Here is a 16,051-nt window from a genome sequence, read left to right on the forward strand (position 1 = left end):
ACTCTAATTTTGGCGACAATTATTTAAATAACCTTATTTATTTAATAATCATGCGTTATAAAAAAGAGTATAAAATAAGTCTGGTGCTATTAATAACACTCTTACTATGTCTTTCTGTTTCTGCTTTTTCCTTGCAAGAAACATGGAATAAAATAACTGGAAAAGCTTTTGATAGTAATTATGATTCTTCTAAAAAAGCGCCAACAACTCTTGGTCCAAGTCAAGATTCTATAACTTGCATGGCTAGTTGTATGAATTGTGTTTCTATTGGTGTGAATTGCACAGGTAATCAGGCTGAATGTATGGGTAAGTGTAATTTAGAGCCAGAACCTCAAGATGAAGACCAAAAATGTATGCAAAGTTGTATTACTCAAGATTGTGATAAGTATGATTTTGCTTGCCAGAATAAATACAAAGACAAATGTGAAAAACAATGTAATATGATTAAACAACCTGAAGCAAAGAGTGAAGAAGAACAATGTATTAGGGATTGTATTGCAAAAGTAGATTCTTCAATAATGTGTCAAGCTGCACAAGGTGGCGAGCAAGGAAATGAAGTTTGCAAAAGATGTGCTGAAGAATGTGTTCATCTCTATGCTGGGCCTTGTCTAAATGAAGAAAAATTAGAAGCTAAAAAATCAGCATGTAATACTTGTGAACGCTGTTATGGTGAACCTATAATGGGAGATTCAGGTGAAGGTTATGAATGCATAGTTGATGTTGAATGTAAAGATGCTTCTACAGAATTTGGAGATGAACCTGGAACTGGTCCAGGGATAATTTTATCTAAAGTTGGAGATACAGTTGGAAATGTAATTGATGCAATTGGCGGATTCTTTAAAGGATTATTTGGTTCTGATAAAGAAAGTTTAACAGAAGAAAATCCTAGCACAAGCTTAGATGAATTACCTGAATCAAATCAAGAAACAAATATAGAACAATAAATCTTTGAAAAAATGAATGAACAGCTTAAAACTAGTTAAGTTTTTAAATCCCAAAGTTTTCTTAATTTAAAATGAGATTTAAAAGAGGTGTATCTCCATTAATTGCTGCCGTTCTATTAATTGCTTTTAGTTTAGCTATTGCAGGCATAGTTATGAATTTTACTACAAGTTCTACAGATAAATTAATTGATAAAACAAAAGGTATGGTTGAAGAATCTGAATGCAGAGAAGATGTTGGTTTGCAGATAATTGAAGGATGTACTACTACTACTACTCCTCCTCCTACTACTCAACATAGATTTACAATTTCTAACACAGGAACATTAAGTATAGTTAAAGTTGCAACAAGACAATATTATGATGATGGAAGTATATCTACTGACCCAAGCTTAAAAGATAAATTTTCAATAAGCTCAGAAACAAAACTTTACCCTTCAAATGGTGAAGGTAAACCCAGTGTATGTACTATAACTCTTGGAGATACAATTCAAAGATTAGAAATAATTCCTTTCATTAATGATGAAGATGGAAATCCAAAAGCTTGCAGTAATAAAAAAGTAAGTTTTGAAGCTTCAGGTGGAACTTGTCCAGCAAGTACCTTCCCACCATGTGGGCTAGTATAATATTCAAATGGTGATAAAAATGACAAATTTAAAAAATAAAAAAGGTGTTTCACCTTTAATTGCAACAGTTCTACTAATAGGATTCGCAGTTGCAATTGCAGGAGTTCTTTTTGTCTGGATAAGAAGTTCAACAGGAGAACTTGGACAAAAACAATCAGAAAAACTTAATGCAGATAGTATTTGTTTAAAAACCGTAATTGGATTCGAAGTTACAAGAAGTGGAAATACAATTACAGTTAAAAATGGCTCTCCAAGAACAATTAAAGACATTTTTGTTCAAATAAATCCAGATACTGCCGATATAAAAACTTATATGGCAAGTTCTTTAAAATCTGATTGGGCAGAATTATCCAATTATGGTTCTAGTTCATTTGATATACCTGGATTAAGTCCATCTAGTAAAGTAAAAGTTTTTCCTCAAATAATTATAGAAGCTAATGAAGCAAAAGAAGGTACAGAAGTAGGAACCAATGTTTGCTCAACCGTTTCAAAAACAGTCTAAAATGATAAATAAAAAAAGTTCAAATAAAAAAGGTGTTTCACCTTTAATTGCAACCATATTATTAATTGCATTTACAATTGCAATTGGTGGAACAATATTTACTTTTATGCGTTCAACAACTGAAAAAGCAATAGATTCAACACAAGAAGGTCTTATTACTTCTGTTGAATGTGATAAAGTTGCAATGGACTTAAAAAAAGCAGACACTAATTTAATTATAACTAATGATGGTGAAATAGATATAATTGGTTTTCATTACAGAAAAAATGGTGCTGCAGCAGAAGATTATACAACTCATTTAATTCCTGCATTCGGAGCATATACTCTTTTAGACGCGACAAATACCCCGATTTCATTTAGTACAAACAATGAAGTCACAATAGTTCCAAGAATAAAAGCAGATAACAAATTAATTGACTGCCCAGAAAGAGCAATGAGTTTAACATTTTAAAAATGAAAAAATACAACAAAAAAGGTGATATGTGGATATCAGTTGCTATTTACATGGCTCTTAGTGTTGTAGTTTTAACAGTTATTCTTGCAGCAGGAAATCCAATTCTTGCAAAAATGCGTGCAAAAAATACTTTTACTCAAACAAAAGATATAATGAATAATATCAATGATATGATAAGACAAGTTGCAAGTGAATCTGCAGGCTCACAAATGCCTGCTTCAGTTAATATTAAAGAAGGTGAGTTAAAAATTTTAGGTTATAATTCTACTATAGCTGGAAATTCAGAAAATAATTCTTTAATCTGGACATTTGATTCTAAAAATAATTTGGGAATTGAACCTGGATTATGGGTAAAAGAAGGAGCTTTATTATTGCATGCAGACAAAATTTCAGAAGATTCATACAAATTAAAAATAAAATTAGATTACTCAGATAGAGCAATTATTATAACTGAAGATAGTATTCCTAAAATTGCAAAGACAAATATTTTAGTTTCTAATGAAGGATATAGAGCATACTTCGATGAGATAGATTCAAAGTCAGGAATAATAATCAAAATCTCCTCACCCCAATAACTATTTCAATCTTAATTTTTATCTTACTTTAACCTTATCATTCAAGGCTATCTAATCAAAATTAACTCATTTTCTCACCAAAACATTTAAAAGTAAAGTTTTCTTTTGATTTAAAAAAGAGGTGATATTGTGCCTGAATCTGAAGACTCTAAAAAAGAGGGCTTTAATATCCAAGAAGAACAAAAAATACCTGTAATTCCAGATTTTAAAAGTAAAGATCAGGTAGATGTAAGATATCCCTTAATAGAACCCTTTGCTTATGCCCATATTTATTGGGATTCTTCTAGAAACGAACTTATTTATCAAGTTGAAGAGCCAATAATAGATGAATCAGAACAAAAAACTCTTAATATAATTAGCGAAGGAATTAAAGAATTAATTAATATGAGCTTTATAGCTGTCAACAAAAAAGAAACAGTTATAGAATATCTAGAAAAAAATGTAAAACTTTTAATCTCAGAATTAGGATTAAAAATCACTGAAGATACTTATTACAAAGTTATGTATTATATTTACAGAGATTTTGTTGGTTTAAATGAAATTGAACCTTTAATGAAAGATTATCATATTGAAGATATAGAATGTAATGGGCTTGGTGCACCCATTTATATTGTCCATAGAAAATTCAGAAATATTAGAACAAGTGTTGCTTATACTGATATGAAAAAACTTGCAAACTTTGTAGAAAAACTTGCACAAAAATCAGGACGTTATGTTTCTTATTCAAATCCTTTATTAGATGCTTCACTGCCGGATGGATCAAGAGTCAACGCAACATACACAGAAGATGTCTCTTCAAAAGGTCCAACATTTACAATTAGAAAATTCACAAAAACACCTTGGACACCAACTAAAATGATAGAAACAAGAACTCTTAGTCCAGAAATTATGGCTTACTTATGGTTAGCAGTAGAATATGAATTTAATATTTTGATGGTTGGTGGGACAGGTTCAGGTAAAACTTCGTTGTTAAATACAATTGCCTTTTTTATTCCCCCACAAGCAAGAGTAGTAAGTATTGAAGATACTCACGAATTGCAATTATCTCATGATAACTGGCTTCCAAGTGTTGCAAGAGAAGGTTCTGGTTCAGTAGATATAGAAGGAAGAAAACACGGAGAAGTTACATTATTTGATTTATTAAAAGAAAGCTTTAGACAAAATCCTAATTATGTTATAGTTGGAGAAATTAGGGGTGCAGAAGCTTATGTTTTATTTCAGGGTATGGCCTCAGGTCATCCAAGCTTTGGTACAATGCATGCAAATGATGTTCCAACTGTAGTCAGAAGACTTGAAACTCCACCAATAAATCTTTCTCCTGCTTTAGTAGAAAGTTTAGACACAGTTTGTTTAATGGCACATGTAACTATAAAAGGTGCACCTGCAAGAAGATTAAAAGCTATTCAAGAAGTAGTTTCAGTAGGACAAACCCTTGGAGATGTTAAACTTAATACTCCTTTTGTTTGGGATCCTGCAACAGACAGATTCTTTTTCAAAACACAAAGTAGAATATTTGAAAAAATAACTACACGCCATGGAGTTACAAAAGAACAATTGGCCTCAGAATTTAGAATACGTTCAAAATTATTAATGGAAATGCTTAATAAAAAAATATTTGATTCTGAAAAAGTACAAGAAATAATCCATAGATATTATAAAAATCCAAAAGACATTCTAAAAGAGTTTAACATAGATACAAATGCTCAAATTATAACTGCCCGTCCTTCACTACAGCAAAAAACTCCTCAAATTAATCAATTGGGTCAAGCACCAACTCAACAAACCCAACCAAAAAATGAAGCAGGATGGTTTGAAAACTTAAAAAAGAGGTTTGCTTAAAATGAGTTTAGAACTGGCTAAGCAGACTGTAGAATCATTAAATAAGGTTATTTCTGAATATGAATCTTTTAAAGATGAAAAGTTAAAACTAGAAAAAAATAAACCTCTTCTTAAAGATAGAGATAAACTTGCCTACTCAAACAAAAGAATAGAAGAATTAAAATTAAAAACTGCAGAATTAGAAAAATTTATCTCCTCTGCTTCAGAAAAACTAAAAAATCTTCTCCAGGAAGAATTAGAAAATGTCGCTTAGTGATAGCACACGAAAAATAATAGAGAATGTAAATAGAGCAATACTCTATTCTAATTATAAAAAGAATTTTGAAGATTATATATTAAAATTAAGAACCTGGAAATCTCAAAAGAAAATAACTGAAGAGCAATTCCAAACGTCAATGAAAAAATTGCTTAAAGACAAAACTGAAAACCAATGGCACGAATACTATCTAGAAAATGTTAAAACCGCTATAGAGAATGCCTTAAACCTCACTTTCCAGCTATTAACCTTAAATTCCACAAGTCTTTCAAAAAAAGATTTTGTTTTACCAAAACAAATTTCAGAAACACCCATACCAGAAAATAATTCTGGAAAAAAATATGGTTCTGAAAATCCTCTTAGAGCAGATTCAAAAAGACTCGCAAAAGAATTAAACTTAGATCCTTATGTACTAAAAGAAATTAAAGAAAATTTAACTAAACAAACCAAATCACAAAAAGATTTAAAGAAAGAAGAGGTTTATTCAGCTTATCAAACCTCTACTTTTGGAGCAATGTCAAACAGATTTTTCAGTTCAATTACCTCTGATTATATTGAAAAAAATCCTCAAACTTTCAAAGATTTATTTTACTCATTAAACCTTTCAGGCATGAAAATATTTTCCAAAACTTATGTTAATATGATTTTTATGGCTGGTCTTCTTGGAGGAATATTTGGTTTTATTATAGTAACTATTCTAAGTATAAGAGGTTCAATACCTCTTGCAATTTTAAAAGGTTTTGCTGCAGGGTTTGTAGCTGCAGTTATAGCTGCAGCAGTAACTTATTATTATCCTTCTATGCTAGTAGATGATAGACGTAGAAGCATAAAAAACAGTATTCCTTTTGCAACAATACACATGTCTGCAGTTGCAGGTTCTGGTGCTCAGCCTATAACTATATTTCAAATGCTTTTAGATAATAAAGAATATGGTGAACTTGCAAATGAAATTAAACGTTTAATGAATTATATTAATTTATTTGGTTATAACTTAACAACTGCTTTAAAATTAGTTGCAAACACTACACCTTCAAAAGAATTTTCAGAATTATTAAATGGTATTGTAGCTACAATAGAAAGTGGTGGTGATTTAAAATTATATTTAAAAGGAAAAGCAGAAGATTCTATGAATACTTACAGATTAGATAGAAAAAAGTATGTTGAAAGCTTATCAACTTATTCAGAAATTTATACTGCATTACTTATCGCAGGCCCATTATTATTTGTAGTTATTTTAGCAATTATGAATGCTATTCCAGACTTAGCAAGCTTAGGTGGAGTATCCATAAACACAATAGGTTTAATAGGTGTTTTTGGTTTAATACCTTTCCTTAATATAATATTTATGGCTTTCCTTAATATTACTCATATGGAAATATAAACTGGGAAAAATAAAAATGTATGAAATAAAATTTAGTGCAAAACACGCAATTTCAATATTTGTAGGAATAATTTTATTAGTTGCAAGTGTCTTAGTTACATTCCAATTAGCTTTAATAAATGCAAGGTGGTTCTGGCCAACTTTAGTAGTTTCAATAGTAATTATATTTTTGCCTTTCTTATTAGATTTCTTAGCAGAAAATAAAAGACAAAAAGAAATAGAAACAAAATTCTTAGAATTTGTTAGAAATTTAGTAGAAACTGTAGGTTCAGGAATTCCAATACCTCAAGCAGTAAAGCACGTTGCAGAAGAAGATTATGGTGCATTATCTCCTTACATAAAAAAATTAGCAAACCAACTTGAATGGGGAATTCCAGTTCATGAAGCACTAAAAAGATTCTCTTATGATACTAAAAACGCAGTAATCAAAAGATCTATGGCTATTGTTATACAAGCAGAAGAGAGTGGTGGAGATATGGGTGATGTTCTTCAAAGTGTTTCTAATTCAGTTATTGAAGTCAAACAATTAAAAGAAGAAATGAAAGCAAGTTCATATTCTCAAACTATGCAAGGTTATGTAGTTTTCTTTGTATTTTTAGGAATTATGTTGTTATTAGAAGTTAAATTGCTTCCAAAGATTGCAGACATGGCTGTAGATATTGGTACTGGTTTGAGTGGTGCAGGCGGAGTACTCTCAGTCGCAGGAGTAGCTGCTGCAAAATCAAATTTAAATTTCTCAATGATATTTACAGCGTTAATTTTAATTCAAGGTTTATTTGCAGGTTTGATGATAGGTAAATTCTCAGAAGGACATTTTAAAGATGGAATTAAACACGCAGTTATTTTAGTTATTACCTCTGCTTTAATTATGTTAACCTTTGCACCCCCTACATTTTAGATAATTTATTTATAAACTAAAAAAAAGCTATTTAAATCTTTAATTTCTCGGTTATTTTATGGATGAACAGCAATATAAACAAATTATTGTACATATTTCTAAAGATGAAATAAACAAAGCACAAGAACTATATAATCGCGTTATAAGAAAGCAAGAAATAGTTCCTGATAATATTAATTATTATATTAATATTATGCGCACCCTATCTCAAAAAGGAGAAGTCTTAGACATTCATTCAACACCTTTGTCAAATAAGATAACCTATAATAGCCCAATATCTGAAATAAAAGATGTTACTAATTGTTTATTTGAAATCCTAAAAATTTAACACGAATCTGATTTGGATAAAGATAAACAAGCAAGTTTAGAAAATTGTTGTGAGAGATAATTTTATTTTTTAATCTTAAATATTAACAATAGTTAATATTCTGAGAAATAAAAAAGGCACTCTCAACTTCTTTTTATAGAAATTAAAGAAGATGCCTTTTTTTAATGGAACAGTTAGTAGCTACTTCTCTAGTCTCCGCGTTCTTTTTCACACTTCGCGCCGGCTTGGACATGATGCATTTTGTTGGAATGCGCTCCGCCATCAGGTTTATCGCTGCAGCCTTCATTTTTTGCATGTAATCCTTTTCTGCTTTCTCTTGCAGTTGATGTGCTCGCGCCTTCACAACTGAAACCTTCATCAGGTTTCCTCCCGCCATCATTCGGCTTTTTTGCTCCGTCACCTGGTTTTCCCATACTATCTACCTCCTTTAATAGAAAATTAAAAAGCCACTCCAACACTTACTTATCTAACACCTATTACATACACTTTTTATGAGAGTGCATGATTTATGCAAGGTTAGGTGGTTGAAGTAGCTTTTATTAAACAAATAAAAAATATATCTCTTCTTGGCTTGTTTTCAAAATTAAAAGCGCCCCGAATAGTAGATATCCTTATGACATCATTAATTATAAATTAAGTCAAGGCCTAATTATTCGGGGCGCCATACATAAAATAAAAGGAATTTCCTTGCAAAATAGTCTAAACGATTAGATTCAAAAAGCAGAGACAAGATAACCCATTGAGGTTTATTTGTTGGGCTGCTTTAATCGAACCGATATACCCTAGATTAAGCACAAGTAAGAACTATAGCAAAACTCATTGCACTTAATAATATTGCAAAGAAATTCCAGTTGCACTAAATCAGTGCGAATTCTTCCTGCATTAATCGTGCAGAAATAGCTATAATTTTAAATTTTTATTACTCATCTTTTTTCTATGAAAAGAACAAACTACTTCCCTCTTTTGAGCTGACGCTTGAAAAACATCGAAGAATTGCTATTGCGATTTTTCCTGCCACCAGTTATAATAACGCTGTCAGAAACAATCAAATCCTTAAGATGCTGAGGAACATCTTCCACAGTCTCAAAGATATGGTATATCTTTCCAACCTTGACTGAAACACCCGCGGCAGCTTCACTCTTGTTCTCACCCACCATTATCGCATTTTTTGATGCCATTTTTCAACCTCCTTTTTAACAAACTTTAGAATTTCTTGCGATGATTAGTGAGAGCACAAGTAACTGCACTATGAAGTGCCTTGTCCAAAGGTTCGCTACTGCGGATTTTAATAATCTGCTCGTTTCCTTCTCCATCTCTACCCATATGGATACTCATATCTCTTCCATTCTCTCTGAATACTTCTACAGCCTGGATAGCTGCAAGCACAACTTTTTTCTCTTCAGGAGTTCTTGCTCTTTTTTTGAGATTAATAGTTAAAGGATCACTAAGTTTTAGCATATGTACCTCTTTTTCTATTTTTTTGTGTTCATCCTTGAACAATTTCTTTCCTTGGTACATTCCCTATTCCTTGAATTGACCCAATCTGGACGTGAAAGGGGCAATAAAGATTCATACACCCCCTTCTCCATGATTTTAAAACAAATCATATCTCACCTCCTAAAATTTGTTTAAGAAATTTATTACACATTGAAATTGTTTTCAACCCGCTTATTTTCAGCTTAAAAAAGCATTGAAAATTTACAAGCGGGCTGTCATAGAAAATAAGGATGTAATTGCTTACTCCTTTTTCAGCCTTTATTTAAACAAAACTTTTTATTTGTTGATTTCGAAATGGATTTTCCCCGGATTCAAGTTTTTTTCTCAGTTTTTCATTTGCTTTAATCTCTTTTTGAACAGCCACCTTAATAATTTTTAATCTTTCAAAATTTTCACTTAAAAATTTCTTTATTTCTTTTTTAGATAGTTGTTTCGCCAGATTCATAAATCACTCCTAAATTTATTTAAAAATGAATTAAATTCAAAAAGAGGGAGCAGACATATTATAACTTCTCAATTATAATTTCAAAATTGACCTGCTCCCTGAGAATCCCTACCCTTATTAATTTCAAAAAAGGAGGCAGATGAATATAACCATAAAATTAATCTGCCTCAAAATGAAACATTCAGCCATGCTAACCCACCATAAATTCAAACAATTCCAAGGTATTCCGCACATATTTCAAAAGAATTTAATTTATTTCAGAAAATAATTTATCCCTAAATCTAAAAAAATCAGAAATAAAACCAGTTTTTCCAGTCTATTCCACTTACTTAATGGCTTCAAGAATCTTTTTCCAACCTTTGTCGTTCTTTTCAACAACTTCTTTGATTAATCCTTTTGCCATTACTTGACTTTTAAGTATATTGCCTTTTCGAGCTGATACGCCTAAAAGTTTGTATATCTCTGCTGTGCCAGAACCTGGGTTCTGCTTAACTGCATTGATAAATTTGTTTTCTTCTTCTGAAATATCTGATAAATTAGAAATATCAAGTTGTTCCTTTAAAAAACTTTCTGTTGTTCCCACACCTGAAGTCCCAAAGGTATGGTATAAGTCTTCTATTTTCTTTTTTAACTCAGAATCTTTGACAGACTCATTAAATATCTCTATTCTTTTCATATTTTTCATTTTTTCAGTCATAAAGTTATGGACATGTTCATTTGTTACTATCTTTTCTCTTAAAGGTATTAAAGGCGTAGTAATAATAAAAGGTAAATGAAATCTTTCAACAAGCTTTACAACTGCTGAACCAACAGGCAACATAGAGAAGAATTTTTTTCTATCATACATTTGCATAATATTTGCAATAGTATCAACATCTTGGGGTAAAGTCTGTTGGAATGCAATCTCACAAGCACTATTACCTGCAACAACATCACTCAACTTAGAGATATGCTGATCCAAACATATCAAACTAACCCCATACTCTCTAATTTCTCTATAAATCATTTCAGTTACAGTTTCTTTCATAAAACTAGGTTTATCTTTAAGTAAAATATTATGCGCCTCATCAATTAAAATCGCAGATTCAAAATTATGTTTGGTTTCATAATTGGCCTTTTTCAATTTAAATATATGAGTTAGCATATATTCACAGAAGAATTTCTTTTCTGCAGTATCTAATGAATTCAATTCAAATATTATCTTTTTAGACATTAATTTTTCTATATCTAAAGAATCTGGGCCTTTATAATTTAAAGCCTCACCGAATGCACCAAAAGTTAAAGAATGAGCAATTCTTAAAGCACTTTCTAACCATTCAGATTCTCTACCTCTAAACTTTTTATCATTTTGCATTTCATTTAATCTATCTTTTATTTGGTACCAAGTTGGGTAGTTTTCAGAACCTTCATACACTTTAAATTCTGTAAAAGTTCTGTCTAAAGTTTCAGATAATAATTTATGTACTCCAAAACTTGCAGAGAAGCTTTCATTTAAAATATCACAAAGAATATTTATCCATTCTTTTGGTGGAACCCCTTTTGGAGGTTTGTTTATATTTAATTTAAAATAATTACTTATTTTTTCCGTTCCAACTGTAAAACATAAAATCTCTTCATTAATTAACATCAAAGGTCTAAAAGACTTTTTCCAATCAAATGCGATAAACGGTTTTTGTTTTTTTATAAAATTAAATAATATCTGAAAAGCAAAATTAGTTTTTCCAGAACCAGACATACCTGTTATACAAACATGTCTTGGCCAGTCAGACTCTCGTAAACCAAAAGTATAAAGCTGCTTATTTGCATAAACTATTTTTCCTAGGGGATATTCTCCATTTACAATACCTTGTTCTGGAGGCTCTAATAATAATTCTTCAACCAATAAACTTTCACTCAAATGTTTTTGATAAAGTGCATTTATTGTTTGCTCAATTTCTCTTTTTTGATTTAAGTCATCAGACAAAGTATATCTTAAAAAAAGAACATCAATTCTTTTACCAAATATTGGTTTTAATTTCCTGCAAATTTCCGGCACTGTTAAATAATTCTCTGGTCTCATTCTATTGCCCTGTTGATGACGATTTGGATTATAAAAGCCCATTTTATTCGAGTATCTTTCCTATAGTTGCAAGACTACTTTCTTTTTCTCTAAACTCTTTTATTCTTTCTCTTAATTCTTCTTTTAAGTTAGCAATATCTCTCCAACAATTTAATTTCTCTTGAATTTTTATTTCTTCTATATCTACTTGTTTCTGTCTTAATTTTAATTGCTCTGCTTTATTGACATCTGTATCTGTTCCAAGTTGTAAGATATAATTATTAATATCTGTTTTTATAGCTTCTAAATCTCTAAACAATTCTAGATTTAACATCTTTCTTGCCTCAATCAGAATATTAATATCATTAATTACTTCTTTAAGAGAATCAATTCCAGAACCTTGAATCTCTTTAAGCAAAGCATCCATATCATCCTCATCTTCAGGAACTTTCAAAGGATTTTCTTGTCTTAATTGTGGTGGAGTTATATATTGAATAGGTTTAGCAGGTCTTTGCTGAAAATCCATAGTATAATGGTGAGGATTATTCACAAAAGACTCTTGCATTTTTGGTGCTATAGGTGGAATTGATTTTTGTAAAACCTCTTTAGATTTTTGAGGTGTTAGAGGTATATTAAAAGGATTAGCTTTAACAGGAGTTTTACCTTTATTAGTATCTTCATCTAAAAATCCTGCAAGTAAATCTTCTTTCATATTCATTAACCCGGAATAGCCCCGTAATAACAATGGAATAACCTTTTTATTTATAAACCTTTTGGTTACTTATTAGTGATAAAATAATCTCTATTCTACTGCATAGAAAACTTTAAAAACAATCTAAAATAGCAAAAATACATGCTAAAAAAGTTAAGTCTATTTTTTAATAAATTCTTTAAGCAATTATTCAGAGGTAAGAAGCAAATCAAATTAGGATTATACGGCCCACCAAATTCTGGTAAAACTACTCTAGCAAATAGGATCTGTAGAGATTGGATTGGAGAAGAAATGGGTTCAGTTTCCAATATTCCTCATGAAACAAGAGAGATTCACATTAAAGAAAAAATTACTGTCGAATCAAAAGGTAAAAAGTTAAGTTTTAATTTAGTAGACACACCTGGAATCGCAACAAGAATAGATTATGAAGATTTTCTTAAAGAAGGTTTAAAAAGAAAAGAAGCAAGAGATAGAGCAAAAGAAGCAACAAAAGGTGTTGTTGAATCCATAAAATGGTTAGATGATATGGATGCAATAATTGTTGTTTTAGATAGTACGATGGATCCATACTCTCAAGTTAATATAACTATTATTGGCAATATTGCCGCAAGAAACATTCCTGTTTTAATTGCTGCAAACAAAGTTGATTTAAAAAAAGCAGATTTGAAAAAAATAGAAGCTGCATTCCCACAATACAAAGTTTTAGGAATTTCAGCGGAATATGGAGATAATATCGAAAACTTTTACGAATCATTATTCGAATTAGTTTAATTTGAATTAGTCTAAAAAAGAGGTTATGAAAAAATGGTAAAACTGCAATTGCAATATGTTCCACATTATGAATTACAACATTTAAGTTCAGAAGAAAAAATAAGAAAATTATTAAAAATAGTAAAAGCAGAAAAAATAATTTTATTAGAAGGAAAATTATCTTCTCTAGAAGAAGCAAAATTAATAGAAATTACCATGCAAGAGATTAAAGGAAAATTTAAAGGAATTGAAATTTGTACAATCTCTTCAAGCTCAAAAAATCTTACAGTGTTAGAATCTTTTTCCAAAACAGTTTACAGTTTACTTCTTGGAAAACGAGAAGGATTAACAATAATTGGTCCTGCAAGTATAATCAAAGAAATCAAAAGAGACCCAGATAAAATAACTTTACTGACAAGTTCAGTTAGGAGAAGTTAATGCCTCACAGATGTGTAAAGTGTGGTTCTTATTATGAGGATGGTTCTGCTGAACTTTTAACTGGATGTAAATGTGGTGGAAAATTTTTCTATTTTATTCGACAAGAACAATTTGATAATTTAAAAAAAGAAGAAGATAAAATTGTTAACCTTTCAAAAGATCAGAAAAAACAAATTGAAGTAGACATAAGAGAAATAATTGGTGATCAAGATGAAGACAAACCAGTTATCCTTGATTTCGAAAGTATAAGAGTTCTAGAACCAGGGAAATTCGAGATCGATTTATTACACTTATTTGATGGAAATCCTTTAATTTACAAAATGGATGAAGGTAAATATATTATTGACATTGCTTCAAGCTTTCAATTAATGCATAATAAGAAAAAAGCCAATTAACTAATTTTTCTTAAAAAATTTATCAATCTCTTCAAGATAATTTTTAGTTACTTTCAAATTAGAATCATTAGGAAAACATTTTCTATAACTTTCCCAAGCATATCTTTCATCTACAAAAGCAATTATTCCTCTATCAGTTTCAGAACGAATACATCTTCCACTATTTTGCATTACTCTTGTTATTGCAGGTAAAATATAACCATAATCCCACCCTTTTTTAAATTTATTTTCATAATAATCAATTAAAGCTTTAGTTTCAATATTTGGCCTATCTAATGGTAAACCAATTATAACCACACCTTTTAGAAAATCTCCCATTAAATCTATTCCTTCACCAAAGTTTCCAGAAGATGTTGCTAATAAAACTGCACCTACATCTTTATAACATTTAAATCTTTCAAGTAATTCATTCTTTTCTTTTTTCTTTAAACCTCTTTGCTCTAAGAAAGCAGTTTTACTTGAAATTTTATTAAAATAAATATATACTTTATCTCTTAAATCATAAGATGGAAAAAATAAAATTGTATTCCCTGGAACAGTGTTTGTTATTCCTGCAATAATTCCTGCAATTCTTTTAAACATAGATTCATCTCGTGCAGTATATTTTGTAGTTGTATCTGGAATAATTAAACTTAATTTATTTCCTTCTGGAAAAGGATTTTTATATTCTCTTAAAAGTGTTTTATTATCAAAACCCATTAAATCTCTATACATTTCTAAGGGTGTTAATGTTCCTGACATACAGACTACAGAATGTGCATTTTCGATTAATTCTTTTGTACAAAAACTTGGATCTAAACATCTATAAGTCAAGACTGCATTAGTTCCATGTTTACTAAAAACTCGTTTTAATATTCTCACAAAACCATAATCTGGACCAAGCCAAGAGCTCATAAATGCACCAAGATTTCCAATATAAGATTTTTTTCTTTGTTCTCTAACTGCTTCAGCTAAACTTTCAAATTCTTTAATTAATTTAGAATAATTATATTTTATATTTATTTTATCTACAAATTCATTAATTTTGATTGTAATTTCATGAGTGTTTAAATCCAACCTACTATAAAGTTCATTTAAAGCATCGCCTACAACTTTAATCTTGTCTAAGGCATCTTCAAAATTAAAGGCTCTTGCCTCTTTTAATGCAAATTTAATTGCAATTAAACTTGTAGCTGTAGTTAAAATTTCTCTTGCTCTAGAAGGAACATTATGCGCTTCATCAATTATAACAATTGCATCATCAATAGATTTTCCCGTTTTTAATAATAAATTTTTTCTTATACTTGGTTGTAACATATGATAATAATCTCCAATTATTACATTTGCTTCTTTACCAATTGCACCAGTTATTTCATAAGGACAAAGTCTTTTTTGTGAACATAAACTACATAATTCTTCAGCATGCAATGGATTATGCATTGCTTGCTCAGCAGTATAGCTTCCTAAAGTCGTCAAATCCTTTCCTTTTCGAGTATTTGAATAAAAATCACACAAACCCTTTTCTTTTGCTTCTCTACAATATTCAGAAAATTCTTGATTTGATAAAGTATCAATTCCAGGAATACAACACATCCACTTTTTTCCAATAAAATCTGCAGCAACTACTTTTGTTTTTTGATTAATTAATCTCACAGTTTCTATAATTATTTTATGTTGTGTGTGTTTAGGAGTTATAATAAAAATAGTTTTTTTCTTTTCTAGTGCATATTTTAAAGCAGCCGTTAGAGATGCAGCGCTTTTTCCAATACCTGTTGGAGCATGCGCAATTAAGTGATTTTCAGTTTTTATTGCTAAGGATATATCATTAATTAAGTCTATTTGTGACTCTCTAATCTTTTCATAAGGAAATATTTTTTCCATATTTTGAGGATATAACTCCTATTTATATAACCTCTGCATCTATGTCAGGATGTCAGGTATCCTTTAAAATTGTTTAAAAGAAAATTTGGCTCATTAGTTTTATAAAGCTTATTTAG

At 30.1% G+C, this 16,051-nt stretch carries 20 protein-coding genes; 13 read left to right on the plus strand and 7 right to left on the minus strand.

The window, feature by feature from the left end; translation table 11 throughout:
* The first annotated feature begins 50 nt into the window (after positions 1–50).
* The 10 genes from J4403_03975 to J4403_04020 all read left to right on the plus strand — a co-directional run bounded on the left by J4403_03975 (position 51) and on the right by J4403_04020 (position 7,800).
* Complete coding sequence (locus J4403_03975) at positions 51–944, plus strand: hypothetical protein (protein ID MBS3167336.1); 894 nt, start codon at positions 51–53, stop codon at positions 942–944.
* A gap of 71 nt (positions 945–1,015) precedes the next feature.
* A complete protein-coding gene (locus J4403_03980) occupies positions 1,016–1,567 on the plus strand; it encodes a hypothetical protein (protein ID MBS3167337.1) in 552 nt (183 codons plus the stop codon).
* Between the two features lie 19 nt (positions 1,568–1,586).
* Entirely contained in the window at positions 1,587–2,069 is a 483-nt protein-coding gene (locus J4403_03985) for a hypothetical protein (protein ID MBS3167338.1), read from the plus strand.
* A gap of 1 nt (position 2,070) precedes the next feature.
* Positions 2,071–2,520 carry a hypothetical protein gene (locus J4403_03990; protein MBS3167339.1) on the plus strand — a complete coding sequence of 150 codons (450 nt, stop codon included), beginning with the start codon at positions 2,071–2,073 and terminating at the stop codon, positions 2,518–2,520.
* A 2-nt stretch (positions 2,521–2,522) separates the two neighbouring features.
* The gene (locus J4403_03995) at positions 2,523–3,098 is read left to right on the plus strand and encodes a hypothetical protein (protein ID MBS3167340.1); all 576 of its coding nucleotides are present in this window, start codon (positions 2,523–2,525) and stop codon (positions 3,096–3,098) included.
* A 129-nt stretch (positions 3,099–3,227) separates the two neighbouring features.
* The gene (locus J4403_04000) at positions 3,228–4,937 is read left to right on the plus strand and encodes a type II/IV secretion system ATPase subunit (GenBank protein ID MBS3167341.1); all 1,710 of its coding nucleotides are present in this window, start codon (positions 3,228–3,230) and stop codon (positions 4,935–4,937) included.
* Between the two features lies 1 nt (position 4,938).
* Positions 4,939–5,190, plus strand: coding sequence for a hypothetical protein (locus J4403_04005; GenBank protein ID MBS3167342.1), 252 nt, complete (start codon positions 4,939–4,941; stop codon positions 5,188–5,190).
* Positions 5,180–6,574, plus strand: a complete 1,395-nt coding sequence (locus tag J4403_04010; GenBank protein MBS3167343.1) for a type II secretion system F family protein — start codon at positions 5,180–5,182, stop codon at positions 6,572–6,574. The genes J4403_04005 and J4403_04010 overlap by 11 nt, the downstream gene beginning before the upstream one ends.
* Positions 6,575–6,590: 16 nt before the next feature.
* Complete coding sequence (locus tag J4403_04015) at positions 6,591–7,472, plus strand: type II secretion system F family protein (protein ID MBS3167344.1); 882 nt, start codon at positions 6,591–6,593, stop codon at positions 7,470–7,472.
* Positions 7,473–7,530: 58 nt separating this feature from the next.
* Entirely contained in the window at positions 7,531–7,800 is a 270-nt protein-coding gene (locus tag J4403_04020) for a hypothetical protein (GenBank protein ID MBS3167345.1), read from the plus strand.
* 188 nt (positions 7,801–7,988) lie between these two features.
* On the opposite strand, the gene J4403_04025 is transcribed toward J4403_04020, so the two are convergent.
* The 6 genes from J4403_04025 to J4403_04050 all read right to left on the minus strand — a co-directional run bounded on the left by J4403_04025 (position 7,989) and on the right by J4403_04050 (position 12,498).
* Positions 7,989–8,213: a hypothetical protein gene (locus J4403_04025; GenBank protein ID MBS3167346.1), complete on the minus strand. Its 225-nt coding sequence runs from the start codon at positions 8,211–8,213 to the stop codon at positions 7,989–7,991.
* Between the two features lie 537 nt (positions 8,214–8,750).
* Complete coding sequence (locus J4403_04030) at positions 8,751–8,978, minus strand: hypothetical protein (GenBank protein ID MBS3167347.1); 228 nt, start codon at positions 8,976–8,978, stop codon at positions 8,751–8,753.
* Positions 8,979–9,003: 25 nt separating this feature from the next.
* On the minus strand, positions 9,004–9,318 hold the full coding sequence (locus tag J4403_04035; GenBank protein MBS3167348.1) for a hypothetical protein: 315 nt from the start codon (positions 9,316–9,318) through the stop codon (positions 9,004–9,006).
* A gap of 241 nt (positions 9,319–9,559) precedes the next feature.
* On the minus strand, positions 9,560–9,742 hold the full coding sequence (locus tag J4403_04040; protein MBS3167349.1) for a hypothetical protein: 183 nt from the start codon (positions 9,740–9,742) through the stop codon (positions 9,560–9,562).
* 325 nt (positions 9,743–10,067) lie between these two features.
* On the minus strand, positions 10,068–11,801 hold the full coding sequence (locus J4403_04045) for an ATP-binding protein (GenBank protein ID MBS3167350.1): 1,734 nt from the start codon (positions 11,799–11,801) through the stop codon (positions 10,068–10,070).
* Positions 11,802–11,844: 43 nt separating this feature from the next.
* Complete coding sequence (locus J4403_04050; protein ID MBS3167351.1) at positions 11,845–12,498, minus strand: hypothetical protein; 654 nt, start codon at positions 12,496–12,498, stop codon at positions 11,845–11,847.
* Positions 12,499–12,633: 135 nt separating this feature from the next.
* On the opposite strand from J4403_04050, the gene J4403_04055 reads away from it, so the two are divergent.
* The 3 genes from J4403_04055 to J4403_04065 are packed head-to-tail and all read left to right on the plus strand — an operon-like array spanning position 12,634 to position 14,075.
* On the plus strand, positions 12,634–13,263 hold the full coding sequence (locus J4403_04055; GenBank protein MBS3167352.1) for a 50S ribosome-binding GTPase: 630 nt from the start codon (positions 12,634–12,636) through the stop codon (positions 13,261–13,263).
* A 33-nt stretch (positions 13,264–13,296) separates the two neighbouring features.
* Positions 13,297–13,680: a DUF2073 domain-containing protein gene (locus J4403_04060; GenBank protein MBS3167353.1), complete on the plus strand. Its 384-nt coding sequence runs from the start codon at positions 13,297–13,299 to the stop codon at positions 13,678–13,680.
* Positions 13,680–14,075 carry a hypothetical protein gene (locus tag J4403_04065; protein ID MBS3167354.1) on the plus strand — a complete coding sequence of 132 codons (396 nt, stop codon included), beginning with the start codon at positions 13,680–13,682 and terminating at the stop codon, positions 14,073–14,075. Before J4403_04060 ends, J4403_04065 begins: the two co-directional genes overlap by 1 nt.
* On the opposite strand, the gene J4403_04070 is transcribed toward J4403_04065, so the two are convergent.
* Positions 14,076–15,935: an ATP-dependent DNA helicase gene (locus J4403_04070; protein MBS3167355.1), complete on the minus strand. Its 1,860-nt coding sequence runs from the start codon at positions 15,933–15,935 to the stop codon at positions 14,076–14,078. It lies immediately after the preceding gene.
* Between the last annotated feature and the right edge of the window lie 116 nt (positions 15,936–16,051).

Source organism: Candidatus Woesearchaeota archaeon (genome assembly GCA_018302225.1).
In the GTDB taxonomy this organism is placed as follows: domain Archaea; phylum Nanobdellota; class Nanobdellia; order SCGC-AAA011-G17; family JAGVZY01; genus JAGVZY01.